This is a genomic window from Desulfonatronovibrio magnus, from assembly GCF_000934755.1.
Taxonomy (GTDB): domain Bacteria; phylum Desulfobacterota; class Desulfovibrionia; order Desulfovibrionales; family Desulfonatronovibrionaceae; genus Desulfonatronovibrio; species Desulfonatronovibrio magnus.
Genome location: NZ_KN882175.1, coordinates 403,617 through 421,154 on the forward strand (window position 1 = coordinate 403,617; position 17,538 = coordinate 421,154).

Consider the following 17,538-nt stretch of genomic DNA (forward strand, 5'->3'; position numbering starts at 1 on the left):
TCCGGGAGTTCCATTCCTCGTGCCACATCCAAATATCTGAACTGTTTTAATATTTAAAACGCTTTCTGCAGTCTGTAACGCAAATGCGTAAATCTTCTGCCCGAGCCAAGGTTTTTGATTCCAATGCCCATAGCCTTTTTGGAACCAACTATAATGGCCAGTTTTCTGGCCCTGGTCAGGCCTGTATAAATCAAGTTTCTCTGCAGAAGCATAAAATGCTGGGTAACCACCGGCATAACCACCGCCGGATATTCACTTCCCTGAGATTTATGCACACTTACAGCATAAGCCAGATTGAGTTCATCCACTTCATCCAGATCATATTTAACCTGCCTGCCTTCAAAATCCACCAGCACCTCGGAGTCTTCAGGGTCAAATCCGGATATCCAGCCAAGATCACCGTTAAATACCTCTTTTTCATAATTATTGCGAATCTGTAAAACCCGGTCCCTGACCCTGAATGTTCTATAACCCTTGACAATAACATCTGCTCCGGGATTGAGTTTTTCCTGAAGCACCCGGTTCAGTTCCTGAGTTCCAAGCTCTCCCTTATGCATTGGGCTGAGCACCTGAATATCACGCAAGGGGTTCAGGCCGTACACTTCAGGAATTCTCTCGCAGACCATATAGGTAATGAGTTCTTTGATGCGCTGGGGCTCATCCTGCACAACCCAGAAAAAATCCGCCTGGGGCGGATCTTTGGGAGAACTGACAGGAAAATTGCCTGTATTGATCCTGTGAGCATTGACCACTATGGAACTTTCTCTCGCCTGTCTGAATATACTGGTGAGCCTGGCACTGAGAAGAGCCTGGCTGGTAAGTATATCATTAAGAACATCTCCCGGGCCTACTGCAGGAAGCTGGTTGACATCACCCACAAGAATAAGACGACAGGTTACAGGAAGGGCCCGCAACAGGTGATTCATAAGCTGGGCATCCAGCATGGAGGCTTCATCCACAATAGCAGCATCCGCCTTAAGCTTGTTTTCCTCATTATGATCGAATCCTCCCGCAGGATTGTACTTGAGGAGGCGGTGAATGGTGGCTGCTTCAACACCAGTTGCCTGGGAAAGGCGCTTGGCAGCCCGGCCTGTAGGAGCAGCCAGCTTTACTTTAAGACCAAGATCCTGCAAGGTACGGACAATCATCCTGGTAATGGTGGTCTTGCCTGTTCCAGGGCCTCCTGTAATTACGTAGGCTTTGTTGATACATGCATCCAGCACTGCCTGTTTCTGCTCAACTGTAAGGCTGATGCCATATGAATTTTCAAGGGCCGCGATCCTGGCCCTGATCTTTTTTTCTGAAAGTCCGGCAGGATGGGTGGTTAATCCGCAGAGCCTTCTCGCGATCTCATTTTCCACCCGGTAAAATAAACTCAGGTAAACTGCCTGTTCTATCCCCTGTTCAGGAAGGTCTTCAATAACAATCTTTTTCCTTTCCTCTAAGTTCCTAAGAGCCTGCTCCACGCTTTGCTCTTCCATATCACCGAGGGCCTCAATTACCTTCTCAATCAGATTATGGGCAGGAAAAAAAAGATGTCCCTTTTCACTCAACTGAAATAAAACATAAACAATGGCTGCCTGCAGTCTTTGCGGACTATCCGGTTCAGTGCCCAGCTTGAGGGCCATTTTATCCGCAGTTTTAAAACCCACACCCCGTATATCATAAACCAGATTATAAGGGTTCTCAGTAATTATACTGATGGATTCTCCACCGTATTTCTTGTAAATTCGGCCAGCATAAGTGGTGGGAATCTGATGCGTCTGCAAAAAAAGCATCAAAGCCCTTATTTCGCGCTGGCTCTCCCATGATTCCCTGATTTTTTTAAGTTTTTTCGGCCCAAGTCCGTCAATCTCCAAAAGTCTGTCTGGATCTTCCTCCAGAATATCCAGAACTTCTTTGCCGAATTTTTCCACCATTTTATCAGCCATGATGGGGCCAACGCCTTTGATCATGCCTGAACTTAGATAGCGCTTGATACCGTTGACTGTAGCTGGAAAGATCTGTTCAAATTCGGAAACTATAAACTGTCTGCCGTATTTTGGATGATCTTTCCAGCTCCCTTTCAGGGACAGCATCTCACCAGGAACCAGTCTGCCCATAATCCCGCAGACTGTAATCACTCCAGGCTCTTCCGGCGAGGTTACCCTGGCCACGACATAGCCGTTATCTTCATTGTGATAGACGAGATTGTTGACTTCAGCCTTGAGCAGGTTCATTGACGATGAATAGTTATCTTGAGAGTTTAAATGTTATCAGTTGCAGCTGAATCAGTAGCTATGGGCATGGCTCAAGCTTTCCCTGAAAAAAGGCTTAACCGCTTCCTGGTTTTATTGCTTCCAGACCCCAGTCATTTGGCTGCTTTGGCCTGTAAAAAGCTCAGATTGGGTATAGTTCAGCCCTTTTCTAGAAAACTAAGGGACTTGCTTTCTTACAATCATGGGTCAATTACTAAACTGAAAAAGACATGTTCATTTTTCACAAGTTATTGATATTAACTTAAACTGCTCAGGATTACAAACAGAAAATCCCTGTATCAGGGCATTTTTTTCAATCAAATCAATATTTCAGCCCCCCCTTCAACCTCCAGCCTTCCCCCTCCATCCTTTCAGCCTTCCCCCTCCATCCCTCCATCCCTTCAGCCTTCAGCCTTCCCCCCTTCAGCCTTCCACCCTTCAGCCTTCCCCCCTTCAGCCTTCAGCCTAAAGCCTACAGCCTTCCCCATATTGATATCTATTTCAAAAAAAAACAAGCAAGGGGTTGTCAGGCGAAAGCATGTCGGATAAACTTCTTACCCTGCAGTACAGCTAACCTGGGTGCCAGGAGGAGATTGTTCATGAAAGAAAAAACCAAACTGCTTTTAATCATATTTGTGTTTCTTGGAGCATATCTCATTCCCTGGGACAGTGAAATTATCCGGCGATCAGGGCTTGAAGCATTTATGATGCTTCAGTATTACTCCAGAGAGCACGTCATCACCTGCCTCATTCCAGCTTTTTTTATTGCCGGAGCCATAGCTGTTTTTGTATCACAGGCATCAGTGCTTAAATATTTTGGTTCAACAGCCAATAAATTTCTGTCCTATTCTGTGGCCTCGGTTTCAGGCACTATACTGTCCGTCTGCTCATGTACTGTTTTACCGCTTTTTGCCGGCATATACACCCGGGGGGCAGGGATCGGACCTGCCACAGCTTTTCTTTATTCAGGACCGGCCATCAATATTCTGGCCATCTCCCTGACTGCCAGGGTGCTTGGCTGGCAAATGGGACTTGCCAGGGCGGTGGGTGCGATTTTCTTTGCTGTTATTATAGGTCTGCTCATGTCATGGATATTCTGCAAGGATGAACAACAGCGCCAGGAATGCGTTATGCACCTTCCTGATGAGGACGAAAAACCGCGTACCCTGCTGCAGGATTTCATGTTTATCATGGTCATGGTTCTGATTCTGATTTTTGCGGCCTCTACCCGGCCCAGCCCTGATGCACTGCAATTATGGCAGATCATGTACTCATTGAAATGGTTTATGGCTGGTTTTCTGCTTGTTGTTCTGGGTTTGATGGTCAAGTTCTGGTATCTGCCTCAGGAACGAAAAGAATGGATGCAATCCACATGGACCTTTATCAAACTCATTGCTCCCTTACTTTTTATTGGCGTACTGGCTGCCGGCTTTTTCCTGGGCAGACCAGGCTATCCTGCTCTGATCCCTGAACAGTGGATAGCAGGGCTTGTAGGCGGCAACTCATTATGGGCCAATCTCATTGCTTCACTTGCCGGTGCTCTTATGTATTTTGCCACATTGACCGAAGTGCCCATTCTGCAGGGACTGATGGGTTCAGGAATGGGCCAGGGTCCTGCTCTGGCCCTTCTTCTGGCCGGCCCTGCCCTGTCTTTACCCAATATGCTGGTCATTGGAAGCGTCATGGGCTTTAAAAAAACATTTGTTTTTTCTGTGATTATTGTCATCATGTCCACTTGCTGCGGTATGATATACGGCAGTTTTGCAGATTGAGCACCGTCATACATCTGCCTTTTCTCTCAGAACAGGCAAAGTGCTCCCCGCAGACTAATTATTCTAAAATCTGGAGGTATATATGGAAATCAAGGTACTGGGACCAGGATGTCCCAAATGTGATCAGGCCATGAACCTGGTAATGGAAGCCGTCAAGGAAGCCGGGGTTGATGCTGACATTGAGAAAGTCAGTGATACCATGAAAATAGCTTCCTACGGTGTTTTTGGCACGCCGGCCATTGTAGTTAACGGAGAGGTCAAAACTGTGGGTAAACTGCCGACAGTAGCTCAGATCAGGGAGTGGCTGTCCTGATTCTCGAACTGCTGGTTCTTGACTAATGCGGGATGTGCCCACAACCCAATTTTAAACAGGAACAGTTAAGTTAAGGCGATGACTGATTTTTCAGGCTGAAAGCTGAAGAATCAGGATCTTGGACATTATTTCTCATATCAAAGTAAAAAATTTTCTTGTTTTGTGCTACAGGATTGAGGCGGTAAGTTACTAAGTATTCAGGTATGCATAAATGAAAACAGTGCAGCCCGTTTTAAGCAAACACCTGATTCTGATAAAGCCCATATCAGGGCATTCACCAACCGAGGGTATTATTGATGAAAAAATTCGCAGCAGTCATAGTCTTTCTTGGAGCTGTATTTACTCTGATGTTCATGTACACAGCCCAGCAACAAAAGCAGGAGCAGGCATTAAGGGCCACTCTGCCGGACGTACCGGCCCAGGGCATGATCACCTTTATCAATCTCGGAACAGCCTCATGCCTGCCCTGCCAGATGATGGACCCGATTCTTGAAGAGCTTCAGGAGGTATATGTTGATCAGGTTAAAATCGCCTTTATTGATATTGGCAGACATGCAGATCAAAGCCAGCGATTCAGGATAACCAGCATTCCCACTCAAATATTTTTTGACCACAGGGGCGAAGAGTTCTTTCGACATCAGGGTTATATGGACAAGGCATCCATCGTCAATGTTCTTGAAGATCTTCTGAGCAGGCAGAATACAATGACCGACTCAGGCTCCATGTCTCCACAAACTTGAGGAGAAGCTGTCAATTATGCTGGAATCCTTTCTCATTTCCATAAATACATGGATCACTCAGGGTACAACTGCTGCTTTTGCCGGATCTTTTCTGTGGGGCATAGTGAGTGTTGCATTCAGCCCCTGTCACCTTGCTGCCATCCCGCTCATCGTAGCTTATGTGGGTGGACAGCAGAAAATTCTTGATTCAAAGGAAGCCAGTGCATATTCTTTACTGTTTTCCCTGGGCTTGTTTATAACCATTGCCATCATTGGCATCATATGCGCCGCTCTCGGCAGGGTTCTCGGAGATGTGGGAGGCTACTGGCAGATACTTATAGGAGCTATCCTGGTCTGGGTTGCTCTTGGAATGCTGGGAGTACCCCAATGCACCCTTCCAGGCAATTTTCTGCATAAATTCAAAATGCGGGGCTATCTCGGAGCTCTAAGTCTGGGATTGGGATACGGAGTGCTTTCCGGAATGTGCACATTCGGTTTCCTGGCCCCCATTCTGGCCATTATCACTGTTCAGGAAAAGGTTGGAACAGGCATTACCATGATCATTCTCTTTGCTCTGGGGCATTGCCTTCCCATTCTGCTGGCCGGCAGTTCCGCTGCTTTTGTCAGGCGTCTTCTTGAGCTGAGAGCCTGGCATGGAGCCGGTGTCTGGTTTCGAAAGGCTGCAGGCATCGTCATTGCCTTACTTGGAGTCTACTTCATTCTTAATCCCTTTTTCGCAACATAACAAGGACCACCGGGAACAGCCACTTTTGCCGACCTTTCAATTAGCTACAATCGAATATGTAATAAATTCAAAGCATTATGGCTTTGCCATACAGATTGCTTCGGTCGCTTAGGCTCCCTCGTGGGTGACAGGTTTTCAGCAACCACATCCCTGACAGCTCAGGTGTCATTGCGAGCGAGTCTTCGAGCGCGGCAATCCTTGTTGCGAGCGAAGCGAAGCAATCTCGTGCTAAGGCTGATTTTTTAGTTACTCGCAGGTTCGATCCCGGTCCCCCCGGGTGCCGAGCTTAAAACGCAATACAATCTGACTATCCGGGGAAAAAGAGCAGTCCCCTTACAGCTTAAAATGTCGCTGTAGTACTACTCTGCGTCGGGAAACAAAGATGAATGGTGCTCCACAATTAGCCAGTCGTCTCCTTTCTTATGATAAACAAAGGTAAACCTGGCCGGCACTGCTGCCCTGTCTCCACCCTTGACCACATAAAATGTATATGCTCCAGAATTGATGGCTATATCACCAAATATTCTGATATTTTCATGCTGCACTGTGCATGCCGGTTCTAACTGAACCAGAAATTCAAAATATTCCCTGATTTCATCACTGTTGCGCCTTATCCTGGCTGAAAGAGTCGGCAAGAAAAATGCATCTGAAGCATACATGGCCATGATTTTTTCAATGCTGCAGCTTTTCAGTGCGGAGCACCATCCCCGCAAAAAACTGGATATATCTTTTTTTTCCATAATAAAACTCCAAATTTACGCCACATGAAACTTAAAGCTGCAAAAAATCAGCCACTATCCATCGCAGCCTGAGCATCAATCAAAAGGCGGTTAAATTCAATTTCTGGTGGCAACAACAATTCCTGAAAAAATCATCAGTCCGCTGACAGCATGTATCCATCCAACAGGCTCTCCCAAGACAAGAAAAGCTCCCAATCCACTGAAAAGGGGAAGGCTGTAATATATAATTCCTGCCCGGGAAGGTCCTATTCTCGCTATGGCACCAGTCCAGAGATAAAACGAAATCAGTGAGGCACCTATGCCTATATACAATATTGAACCAATAACTTCCAGAGTGAATGTGGGCGCTCCATGAATGGCCATTTCCCATCCTGCCCAGGGAAGAAGCATAATCAGTCCCAGCAGAAAAGTAGACATGAGAAACACCCCCTGACTGACTTCTTCCGGTTTTTTGCGAATGAGAATACTGTAAGCTCCAAAAATGACAGCAGCCATAATCATCCACAGATCTCCCCCGGCAAATGACAAGCTTAGAAGAACTGACAAATCAGCCCTGGTAATAAGCAGAACCACCCCTGAAACAGCAAACAGCACACCCCCTGCCCTGGCTGCGGTTATTTTCTCACTTAGAAAAATTCGAGCAAAAATGATTATAAATATTGGAGTTGAAGTTGCAATCAAGGATAGGTTTAAGGCTGTTGACGTATGGGCAGCCACATAGATCAGTGTATTAAAAAGAGTCACGCCCAGCAATGAAGCAGCAGCGAGATAACCAAAGTGTTTAATGACAATATTTCTGGACTTCCACATACCTGGCCCGGCCAGGGGAAAAAGGGCCAGACAGGCGGTAAGCCATCTGAGCATGGCCAGAGTAGCCGGATTAACAGCTTCATTAAGCCCTCTGGCCACTATAAAATTTCCTGACCAGATCATGGTCGCACCAAGGGCAAAGGCAATTCCGGCCCTTTTATGGGTTATCACATTTTCTCCTCACAGCTCACTGCGCAAAGCTTTCCGCACATGGAGCATCCTTTTTTATCTTCAGTTATGACCAGCTTCTGTCTGACAAGTTCCCTGTCTAAGGAATTGCTGACTATTCCTTCCCAGTCAAGATTCTGCCTGCACTTAGAAATTGCCATATCCTTATCCCATGCCCCGGGCACTCCCTTTTCAAGGTCAGCTATATGAGCTGCTATGCGGGCGGCCATCACTCCCTGGTACACATCGTTTTCACCTGGCAGGCCAAGGTGCTCTGCAGGAGTGACATAGCAAAGAAAATCTGCTCCGGCTGCACCTGCTATAGCGCCGCCAATGGCAGATGTTATATGATCATATCCGGCTGCAATATCCGTAGGTAAAGGCCCAAGCACATAAAATGGAGCATTGTTGCAAAGTCTTTTCTGCAGCTGAATCTGACTTTTAATTTGATTTAAAGGAACATGCCCCGGTCCCTCAATCATGGTCTGAACCCCCCTGGCCACGGCTCTTTTGGCCAGCTCTGCCAGGATCATAAGTTCCTCAAGCTGGGCAGGGTCCATGGCATCAGCAATGCAACCCGGTCTGAATCCGTCTCCAAGGCTTAAAGTAACGTCATATTTTTCAGCAATATCCAGAAGGCTGTCAAAATCCTCATAAAGTGGATTTTCCCGGTCATGTCTTTTAATCCAGTTCATATGAATTGAACCGCCCCGACTCACACATGGCATGACCCTTTCAGACACCTCGAGCTTTCTGACAGAATCTCTGGTGATTCCACAATGCACTGTAATATAGTCAACTCCTTGTTTGCACTGCTCTTCAATTTCCCTTAAAAGCGTCTCACCATCAATGTCGCTCAAAGGCCTGCCGTCCCGCACCATTTTTGCTGCCAGACCGTAGATGGGCACAGTTCCAAGCATTGTTGACGAATTTTCAAGAAACATGGTCCTGATCTGATTCAGATCACCTCCGGTAGAAAGGTCCATTATGGAGTCCGTTTCTGCTTTAAGGGCCATGAACAGCTTGCTTTTTTCAAGCTCCAGGTCAGAGCTTTCACTGCTTGTGCCCAGATTGGCATTGACCTTGGTTTTCAGCCCCTGACCTATGGCTACAACTTTGGCAAAATCATGATTGATGTTTTTGGGGAGCACAGCAAGACCGGAGGCAATCAAATTGCGCAGCTTAGAGGCATCAATGCCTTCATGGTCTGCTGCCTTTCTCATTTCCGGGGTTATGTTTCCTGCTCTGGCCTGTTGAAGTTGCGTATTCATAAAAAAAACCTCCTGTAATTGGTTTCAGGAGGGACAGAAGTAAACTCCAGGTATAAGCTTGTATTTCTCACAAGATGCTGAAATCACTTCGCCAATCCCTCCGCCGGCATTATCCGGATCAGGTTCAAGGGGTACTGTCTCAGCCCATTAGATGGACGCCCCCAGGCGAAATTGCATTTAATCAGAAACACAGGGATAATACAACCAAATTCCCTCAAACTACTTTTTTCACAATTAATATCATTACAGCGTCAAACAGCTACCTTTTTTCATCATTCAGACGAAAAACGGAATCCAGGGTAAGCAAGAAAATAATTTGCTTCCTCAAACAGAAACCCTGTTGACTTTTACTATCTGCTGTCAGTAAAGTTTATCCAATACTGCACGTATCTGGTTAGACCTTTACATATGGCACGGAGTTTTGCTCCTGCCTTCATAGATGCAGGAAAAACACTTTAGAACAAGGACAGAACATGGATACAACAGCTTTGAAAGAAACCATAAAAAAAGAACTTCCGGAATTATTAAGGGATGATCCATCTCTAAGCGACTATATTTTACGCTTAACGAGAGAAGTCTATGCTGACAAGGATGAAACCCAAAAAAGTGTATCTGAAATACTGGATGAAATGCGTCGTGATCGGGAAGAAAACGCACGCAAGTGGGATGAACAAAACAGAAAGTGGCATGAATACAATAGACAATTAGATAAACAAAGCAAGAAATGGGACGAGCAAGACAGAAAGTGGGATGAAAATCAAAAAGTCATAGTAGCTCTATCCAAAAAGATTGATCGATCCATAGGAGCTTTGGGGGCAAGGTGGGGACTACGTTCTGAAAAGGCTTTTCGTGACGCTCTGGCAGGCATACTTGAAGAAAACTTCGGCGTAGAAGTCATCAACATTACTGAGTTTGATGATGCAGGCGAAGTGTTTGGAAAACCTGATCAGATTGAGCTTGACATCATCATCAAAAACGATCTGCTCATCATTTGTGAACTTAAGTCATCCATGAGCAAATCCGATATATATACTTTTGAACGTAAAGCTCGGTTTTATGAAAAAAGACATCAAAGAAAAGCAGACAAGCTAATTGTCATTTCTCCCATGATTGATGCCAGAGCAGAAAAAATTGCCAGAAAGATGAATATAGTGACCTATGGTGACTCCATCGAGGTAGAGCAACTCTGATATGGCCTCATTCACTGTAAACGAGTAATGCTCCCCTTTAAACATTGCCATATCGTTACCATTTTTCAGTATGAACTCGCTCAGGCTTAAACCTGCTTTCAGATTTTGGGCTTTGATCCGGATAACCTATAACAATATAAGCCAGGGGCACCACATGTTCAGGAAGGTCGAACAATTTTGAAAAACCTTGCTCCCTTTGTTTGATTGGGTGGATTCCTGTCCACACTGCACCCAGGCCGAGACCATGACTTGCCAGCAGCATATTCTGCACTGCTGCTGAACAGTCCTGCACCCAATAGCCGGGAAACTTTTCAAGGCTCAGATCACCACAGACCAGAATCCCCAAGGGAGCATTCTCTGCCATGCCAGCATAAGGGTTGATTTCTTTAATGGCTGTCAAAGCCTGTTTATCCCGAACAATAATAAACTGCCATGGCTGCGCATTTCCAGCACTTGGAGCCATCATGGCTGCTTCAAGAACATTTTTTACTTTCTCATCAGATACAGGCTTGTCCTGGTACTTCCTTATACTTCTCCTGGTCATTATTGCCTGAATTACGTCCATATTCACCTCCAGATTTTAAGTAGATAAGCAAATACCTACTATCCACTGCAATAATATGTTGTCAACTCCGGGTTTGCATTGTTCTTCAATTTTCTTTAAAAGCATCTCATCCGGGCGGACCAGGACCGAACCTGCGAGTAACATAAAGTAACATAAGATAGCCTTAGCGCGAGATTGCTTCACTTCGCTCGCAACAAGGATTGCCGCGCTCGAAGACTCGCTCGCAATGACACCTGAGCTGTCAGGGATGTAGTTGCTCAAAACCTGTCACCCACAAGTGAGCCTAAGCGACCGAAGCAATCTGTATGGTAAAACCGTAATGCTCTGAATTTATTAAATATACATTTGTAGTTACTTGTAAGCATCTCATCCGGGGAACCCTTTCAGGGAAAATAGACCAGTCCCCGTACAACATCCAGGGGCCAAACTATTACATACAACCTAATTCCCTCAAACTATATTTACTCAATGAATTCAAGAATAAATAAAATTTGTACCGCAGTTTTAACTGCCTGTCTCGCTGCCTATCCCCTTCCCATACTCAGCGCTGTGCCCATAAACAGCTTTCCTCATGAAATGAAGGCTGATCTGATCCTGGAAAACGATTTTTTCAAGGCCAATACTAAAGAACTGACAGGCACGCCCATAAATCATCCTGAGCAGCATATGGCTGCCCTGCAGCAAAAACTTATGGGAAACAGCCAGAGTTCTTCAGAAGAAGCTCATAACAAAACATTGGAGCTTATCATGAACAACAGTCTGTCAACCGCTCTTCCTTCTACCGCACCAGTTGCTTCAAGCTCAATTCCTCAAAGTGTGCTTCTAAGCAGAATAAAAACTCAGAATACTGATTCAGAAAAGACGGTTGGCAAAGATCCTGGCGTCATGGACGAAACGACTTCCGGTTCAAGGATAAGAATGGCCATATCAGCTGATACTCCGAGATTTCCAGTTAACAAAGTACGACAGAAAATTGACTTTCAGGCCCGCATCAACCAGCCAGACCTCCAGAATATGAACATTTCAGAGCAGGACGATCCTGCAATAAACTTCTTCAGCAATCTGGACGACCTGATTAACCATAGACGAATTAGCTCAGGTTTCAATTCCCTTTCACTGCAATCTACATTTATAGAAAAGCTGATCAGTCCTGCTCAGGACAATGTCGTCCCTCATCTTCTCAGACAGGAAACTCTCAATGAAATTCTGGCAAGAGTTCCACCGTTCAGAGAACATGAACCAGACCGCAAGGGCAAGGTGAATGTATTGTCAGATTACATGGAACATGCTGCATACAGGGCTCAAAATCCTGCCCAGCCTGCGCAGAGTGTTCAAACTGAAGCTGTAAGGCCAGGACAACTGGCGGCGAGATTTGAATCTGTCAACAGTTCTGCAGCCATTGGTTTCGACAGAAAGGGAGGAACATGCTATGGAATTTACCAGCTTTCATCAAAAATGGGAACCATGGGTGAGTTCATAGAGTTTCTTCATGACAAAGCACCTGATCTATCTAAGCGTCTTCGACAGTCTGGACCAGCCAACACTAATGGCCGCTCAGGCAAAATGCCTGCTGAATGGAAAAAAATTAATGAAGAATACCCTGAGCGCATAACTGATCTGCAGCATGAGTTTATTTACAGCAAATTTTATCTTCCTGCAGCCAGGGGGGTTCGGGCAAGAACCGGTCTTGACATGGAGCAGGCATCACCTGCTCTAAGAGAAGTGCTTTGGAGCACAGCCGTGCAGCACGGAGTTCATGGAGCCATGAATATTTTTCAGAGAGCAGCCACAGCTGTGAATTTTCAACCGTCTGACAGACAGGACCGGGAGATGATAATGGCTGTTTACAATGAACGATCCAGGAGATTCACAGGTTCAAGCGAAATTGTTCGAACCGCTGTCCTGATAAGATTCAGTATGGAGGTTAAAAAGGCCCTGGCCATGCTTAATGATTCTACTGACACTTAAGCCTCATGCATGAAGGCTGAAAAAACAGCAGCCTTACTGAACACCGGTTAGAACCTGTTGCAGCGGTGTATCTGGACATCGCTGATATAAGCAACGATGGCGTAATCTTCGAAATAAGTATAGGAAAGGTGTTCTAAAATCGACTGAGCCAGGGTGCTGTTGCAGATACTGGTGAGACAGATACTGCTGCTCTGATCAAAGCCGCCTTTACGCTTGCCCCGCGTGCCTTCACCCCGGACATCCCAGACTGTATAGCCGGTGACCCCAAGACTTTTAAGGTCCTTTACCAGCATTTTTTCCAGAGCAGATTCTGCAATAATGGTTACGAGTTTTCGTTCAACCGGTGACATAAGTTAGCCTCCCAAACCGTGGACAAAGCTCGCCATCGCATAATAGATGGGGATGCCCGCCAAAATGTTAAATGGAAAGGTGATGCCCAGAGCAGCTGTAAGGTACAGGGTGGGGTTGGCTTTGGGCACTGCAATACGCATGGCTGCAGGAGCGGCGATATATGAAGCGCTGGCAGCCAGGGTTGCAAGCACGGTAGTGCCGCCAAGGGAAAGCCCGCTCATGAGGCCGGCTACGGTTCCCATTGCCCCGCTGAACAAAGGCATGACAATGCCGAACACCACGAGAAAGGGACCTGTCTGACGCAAGTCAGCCAGTCGCTGCGATGTGATAATACCCATCTCCAGAAGAAACAGAGCCAGAGCACCCTTGAACAGGCCGGTAAATAACGGTGCAATGGCTTCACTGCGTTCAGGACCGCTGAGAAAACCCACCAGCAGTCCGGCTATAAGCAGGTAAATACTCTTGCCAAGAAAAACCTCATGAAGCAAAGGTCCTAATTTCATAGATGTAGTGCTGGCACGCATTCTGGCAATGAGAATGCCGATGGCAATGGCCGGAATTTCAAGAACAACCAGCAAAACCGTCATAAAAGATTCATAGCTTTGCCCCAAACGAACCAGGTACGCAATGACCACAGCATAGGTCACAGCACTGACCGAACCGTAATGTGCTGCTATGGCAGCTGCGTCGGGCCTGCTGAAACGGCCAAGACGCCGCAGCAGGGTATATGCAAGTACCGGTATAATCACACCGAGAGACACTGTGGCCAGCATGGGGACCACTACTTCCCCAGGGTTGGCACTGGACAGCTCGATGCCGCCCTTAAGGCCAATGGCAAAAAGCAGATAGATGCTCAGGCCTTCAAAAAGCTGAGGGGGGAATCGGAGATCAGTCTTGAGCAGCCCGGCAGTAACGCCCATGGCAAAACACAAAACCACAGGATCAAGCAAATTATCGAACATGCTCTAACCTGTTTTTCTGCTGGCTGTTTCAGATGAGTCCTGCTTTTTTTCCAGAGAGGCAGCCTTATCCAGCACGTTTTGTGTCTGGCGCTGCATAAAATCATGGACAGCCTCACGTAAATGGCCATGCTTGACGCCCAAAATACGAGCCGCAAGAAGCCCGGCGTTCTGCGCATTATCAATGGCCATGGTGGCCACGGGAACTCCCCTGGGCATCTGCACGATGGAGAGAAGAGCATCAAGACCTTTCAGGGCTGTGATATTAATGGGCACACCGATAACCGGCAAAGTGGTGCATGCAGCCACCATGCCCGGCAGATGAGCTGCCCCGCCGGCTCCGGCAATAATAACCTCAAGGCCCCGCTGCGCCGCATTCTTGGCATAATCAAAAAGTCGCTCAGGAGTACGGTGGGCAGAAACAATGGTCAGTTCGTAGCCAATACCAAACTGCGACAGAATATCAGCAGCCTGATTCATAACCGGCAGATCAGAATCGCTCCCCATAATGATGCCAACTTCAGCTTTGTTCTTCACTGTTTTCTCCATATATTCTCAGGATGTTCTTAAGATGGCGTGCTCTCGAAAGCGCCTGTTGGGGATCAGCATCAAGCACGACTGCATGTCCCATCTTACGGAAGGGTCGAACTTCATGCTTGCCGTAGATATGTACGCTAACCCCTGGTAGGGCGAGTGCCTGTGCAAGCCCTTGAATCAGAGGACGGCCCATTGCACCAGGCTCACCCACAAGATTGACCATGGCAGCAGGTGTATGCTGCTCAGTGCTGCCCAGGGGCAGACCGGCTATAGCCCGCAGGTGCTGCCCGTACTGACTGGTCAGGCAGGCTTCAATAGTGTAATGGCCGGAATTATGCGGACGAGGCGCCACCTCGTTAACCAATAGTCTGCCATCTGTGGTGAGAAACATTTCCACTCCAAAAACGCCCACTCCATCCAGTGCTCTGACAGTCTTCTCTGCCAGGGCTCGGGCTTCCCGAGCCAGATCATCACTGATCCGTGCTGGAGCAAGCAGAAGATCCAGAGCGTTGCTGCGCGGATCAAAGATCATTTCAGCCACAGGAAAGGTTCTTATCTCACCGTCAGCCGCACAGGCAGTCATAACGGCAATTTCCTTTTCCACGGCCACACATTGTTCCAGTATGGATGGAGTGTTCAGGGCAAATTGGAGATCAGTTTCATCACGCATAATAACGACCCCGCGACCGTCGTATCCACCTCTGCGGCTTTTCTGGACCAGGGGGAAGCCAAAGGCCCGGACAGCACTTTCATCCCAGGTATCCAGCCGTGCATAAGGGGCTTGAGGCAAGCCATTTGCTGTCAGAAGTTCTTTCTGGCGCAACTTATCCTGAATGATTTCCAGCAGAGACGGGGAGGGATGGATGACAGAGCCTTCTGCCTTAAGAACATGCAAAGACTGTGTGTCAATATTCTCCAGATCATAAGTGAGCACATCGCTTGCTTCAGCCAATTCACGGATCCTGGCTTTTTCAAAAAAACCACCAACAAACTGGTGATCACTGATCTGCCCTGCCGGCGATGCAGCGGCAGGATCAAGAACCAGCACTTGGCAGCCCAGTTTTTTGGCCTCCATGGTTAGCATTTTGGCCAATTGTCCTCCTCCAATAATCCCCAGGCGCAGGGGAGGACATAAGTGTTGTTTACGGATAAGATGTTCGTTTAAGTGTTTCATATTGTGAGAATAGTGCATCAATAAAACAGGCAGGCTATCCGGCGGCAAAAGAGCCAGTTCCCTTCCAGCTAAAAAAAGTGTCGCTGTAGTATTACAAAAAATGACAATCAAGTACCGTATAAAATAGCAAAATGATTTTTCAAGTCAAGAAAAGAATGACTCACCTTCAATGAATGTTTCAGAAAGTAACTGGCCCACTTTTTGAATTAAATCTCAATAATATTCAACCTGACTATGGAAGTATCTGTTTAGCGCTTTTAAGGAAAGCAGGGGACAGGCACTCCGGGACCCACTTGAACATCATTTTGTGCTTATAACATCTCATTTTTTGGGACAAGTGGGGCCCGGAAGAGCCAGTCCCCCTCCGGGCTGTATGCCTCCGGGCAGGAAGCCATGCCACATGCAAAGCGCTAAACAGATACACTATGGAAAAACCAAAGCCATAAATAACTACCAGATTTCAAAGGGAAGACTCTATGATTATCAAAAATCCAGAACAGCACATGGCTGCAATACAGGACAAAATTCAGCACAGCGGTCCCGTGTCCCGTCAAGATGCCCAGAACAGGCTGTTTGAACTCATCATGGACAAAAAACTGGCAACTGCTCTGCCATCTTCTCTACCCTCAGGTTCCACCACCCTTCCGGCAGGTGTTCTTCTCAATTCATATCCTTCAGGAACAGAGCCTGGAAGCCGGCAGGATTCCCAGGGTCTTACTCAAAAGTCAACAGGAACATCAAAGCTTAGACTTCCCATCACACAGGATACTCCGCGTTATGCATCCAACGCAGTGAGACAAAAAATTGACTTTGCTGGGGCTCATCCTGAAACAATGCCTGTACAAAAGGCAAAAACACAAGAAACAGATACACGACCTGCTCCTTTGCCGCAAATTTCAGATCCCGGTGACAGTATTCCGGCTTCGCTGGTCAGTGCCCTGAATACAGAAAAAATGTCAGGCTTTGATTCCATCACCCTGCAGTCAGCACATAACTATACCAATAATGCGCAATTTATAACACCTGCGTCAAACCAGACTGCCCAGACATCATTAGATCAACTCCTGAGCCGTGCAGCACCTTTCAGAGAGCATGATCCAACAATGAGTCACTCTAAAAGGAAGGCCTACTTAGAACACGCTGCTTATCAGAATATTGACAGATCCATGGCAGCTTCCAGAGCGCAACCCGGGGATGATTTTCAGCCCGGAGTACTTGCAGCACGTTTTGAATCCGCCAACAGTGCCGACGCCATCGGCTATGACAGGCGCGGTGGAACATGCTATGGTATTTACCAGCTTTCATCACGCATGGGTACCATGGGAGAATTTATTGAATATATTCAGGATAAGGCTCCGGATATAGCACAGCGTCTGCAGCAGGCCGGCCCGGCCAATACAGGCGGACGCTCAGGAGATATGCCTGAGGAATGGAAAAGGCTGAACCAGGAATATGGATCCAAATTTGCCGACCTGCAGCATGAATTCATTCATGACAAGTTTTATGTCCCTGCAGCCCGGGGTGTGCAGTCCAGGACAGGACTGCAGATGGACAATGCTTCCCCTGCCCTGCGCGAAGTACTATGGAGCACTGCGGTTCAGCATGGGGTTCACGGTGCCATGAATATTTTTCAGCGTGCTGCTGAGGCTGTAGAGTATACCAAAACCGACAATCCAGACCGGGAAATGATTCAGGCTGTTTATCACGAACGTGGTCGAAGATTCACAGGCTCCAGCGAAGCAGTTCGCACAGCAGTTCACAACAGGTTTGATCAGGAGATGAGAATGGCCCTGGCCATGCTGCCTGGATCCACAGATACTCAAGCCTGAAATGTAAACAAAGCACTCACAGCTGCATTTCGCTCAAGCACTCTCTCTTTCAGGAGAAACATATTCAAGGGGTTGCAACTCATAGACGATCATGAAACAAATACGCCCTCCGGCAGTTAAGAAAAAAAATATCTTGCCAAGTCCATGATGGCTACCTTAACATCTACATTTAAAAGCCTCATTAAATCTT

Annotated in this window: 16 protein-coding genes and 1 riboswitch; of the genes, 7 read left to right on the forward strand and 9 right to left on the reverse strand. The window is 46.9% G+C overall.

Features of this window, described 5'->3' with window-relative positions:
- Positions 1 to 53: 53 nt before the first annotated feature.
- Positions 54 to 2,219, reverse strand: coding sequence for an SF1B family DNA helicase RecD2 (gene recD2 / locus LZ23_RS13725; protein ID WP_045214995.1), 2,166 nt, complete (start codon positions 2,217 to 2,219; stop codon positions 54 to 56).
- Between the two features lie 617 nt (positions 2,220 to 2,836).
- Here recD2 and LZ23_RS13735 point away from each other — a divergent pair.
- The 4 genes from LZ23_RS13735 (at position 2,837) to LZ23_RS13750 (ending at position 5,786) form a co-directional block, all read left to right on the forward strand.
- Entirely contained in the window at positions 2,837 to 4,009 is a 1,173-nt protein-coding gene (locus LZ23_RS13735) for a permease (protein WP_045214998.1), read from the forward strand.
- A gap of 82 nt (positions 4,010 to 4,091) precedes the next feature.
- Complete coding sequence (locus LZ23_RS13740; RefSeq protein ID WP_045214999.1) at positions 4,092 to 4,322, forward strand: thioredoxin family protein; 231 nt, start codon at positions 4,092 to 4,094, stop codon at positions 4,320 to 4,322.
- Between the two features lie 296 nt (positions 4,323 to 4,618).
- On the forward strand, positions 4,619 to 5,062 hold the full coding sequence (locus LZ23_RS13745; protein WP_052507378.1) for a thioredoxin family protein: 444 nt from the start codon (positions 4,619 to 4,621) through the stop codon (positions 5,060 to 5,062).
- Positions 5,063 to 5,078: 16 nt separating this feature from the next.
- Positions 5,079 to 5,786, forward strand: coding sequence for a cytochrome c biogenesis CcdA family protein (locus LZ23_RS13750; protein WP_045215001.1), 708 nt, complete (start codon positions 5,079 to 5,081; stop codon positions 5,784 to 5,786).
- A 359-nt stretch (positions 5,787 to 6,145) separates the two neighbouring features.
- Here LZ23_RS13750 and LZ23_RS13755 read toward each other — a convergent pair whose 3' ends face one another.
- The 3 genes from LZ23_RS13755 to thiC form a co-directional block, all read right to left on the reverse strand.
- On the reverse strand, positions 6,146 to 6,526 hold the full coding sequence (locus LZ23_RS13755) for an SgcJ/EcaC family oxidoreductase (protein ID WP_045215003.1): 381 nt from the start codon (positions 6,524 to 6,526) through the stop codon (positions 6,146 to 6,148).
- A gap of 96 nt (positions 6,527 to 6,622) precedes the next feature.
- Positions 6,623 to 7,507, reverse strand: a complete 885-nt coding sequence (locus LZ23_RS13760; protein WP_045215004.1) for a DMT family transporter — start codon at positions 7,505 to 7,507, stop codon at positions 6,623 to 6,625.
- Positions 7,504 to 8,775: a phosphomethylpyrimidine synthase ThiC gene (thiC, locus tag LZ23_RS13765; RefSeq protein ID WP_045215006.1), complete on the reverse strand. Its 1,272-nt coding sequence runs from the start codon at positions 8,773 to 8,775 to the stop codon at positions 7,504 to 7,506. The genes LZ23_RS13760 and thiC overlap by 4 nt, the downstream gene beginning before the upstream one ends.
- A 77-nt stretch (positions 8,776 to 8,852) precedes the next feature.
- A riboswitch (TPP riboswitch) is annotated at positions 8,853 to 8,948 on the reverse strand.
- A 300-nt stretch (positions 8,949 to 9,248) separates the two neighbouring features.
- On the opposite strand from thiC, the gene LZ23_RS13775 reads away from it, so the two are divergent.
- Positions 9,249 to 9,965 (forward strand): PD-(D/E)XK nuclease family protein, encoded by a 717-nt coding sequence (locus LZ23_RS13775; RefSeq protein WP_045215009.1) that lies wholly within the window; start codon positions 9,249 to 9,251, stop codon positions 9,963 to 9,965.
- Between the two features lie 55 nt (positions 9,966 to 10,020).
- Here LZ23_RS13775 and LZ23_RS13780 read toward each other — a convergent pair whose 3' ends face one another.
- Positions 10,021 to 10,530, reverse strand: a complete 510-nt coding sequence (locus LZ23_RS13780) for a nitroreductase family protein (RefSeq protein WP_045215010.1) — start codon at positions 10,528 to 10,530, stop codon at positions 10,021 to 10,023.
- 468 nt (positions 10,531 to 10,998) lie between these two features.
- Between LZ23_RS13780 and LZ23_RS22710 the strand changes: the two genes are divergently transcribed.
- A complete protein-coding gene (locus LZ23_RS22710) occupies positions 10,999 to 12,498 on the forward strand; it encodes a VgrG-related protein (RefSeq protein WP_052507379.1) in 1,500 nt (499 codons plus the stop codon).
- Between the two features lie 47 nt (positions 12,499 to 12,545).
- On the opposite strand, the gene LZ23_RS13790 is transcribed toward LZ23_RS22710, so the two are convergent.
- Genes LZ23_RS13790 through purK form a run of 4 tightly spaced genes read right to left on the reverse strand, consistent with a single transcriptional unit; the run spans position 12,546 to position 15,537 of the window.
- Positions 12,546 to 12,848 carry a P-II family nitrogen regulator gene (locus LZ23_RS13790; protein ID WP_045215012.1) on the reverse strand — a complete coding sequence of 101 codons (303 nt, stop codon included), beginning with the start codon at positions 12,846 to 12,848 and terminating at the stop codon, positions 12,546 to 12,548.
- 3 nt (positions 12,849 to 12,851) lie between these two features.
- Positions 12,852 to 13,811 carry a sodium-dependent bicarbonate transport family permease gene (locus LZ23_RS13795; RefSeq protein ID WP_045215014.1) on the reverse strand — a complete coding sequence of 320 codons (960 nt, stop codon included), beginning with the start codon at positions 13,809 to 13,811 and terminating at the stop codon, positions 12,852 to 12,854.
- Positions 13,812 to 13,814: 3 nt separating this feature from the next.
- A complete protein-coding gene (gene purE / locus LZ23_RS13800; protein WP_269745187.1) occupies positions 13,815 to 14,345 on the reverse strand; it encodes a 5-(carboxyamino)imidazole ribonucleotide mutase in 531 nt (176 codons plus the stop codon).
- A complete protein-coding gene (purK, locus tag LZ23_RS13805) occupies positions 14,329 to 15,537 on the reverse strand; it encodes a 5-(carboxyamino)imidazole ribonucleotide synthase (RefSeq protein WP_332308291.1) in 1,209 nt (402 codons plus the stop codon). The genes purE and purK overlap by 17 nt, the downstream gene beginning before the upstream one ends.
- Before the next feature lie 458 nt (positions 15,538 to 15,995).
- On the opposite strand from purK, the gene LZ23_RS22715 reads away from it, so the two are divergent.
- Positions 15,996 to 17,348, forward strand: a complete 1,353-nt coding sequence (locus LZ23_RS22715; protein ID WP_052507380.1) for a VgrG-related protein — start codon at positions 15,996 to 15,998, stop codon at positions 17,346 to 17,348.
- Positions 17,349 to 17,538: the final 190 nt, after the last annotated feature.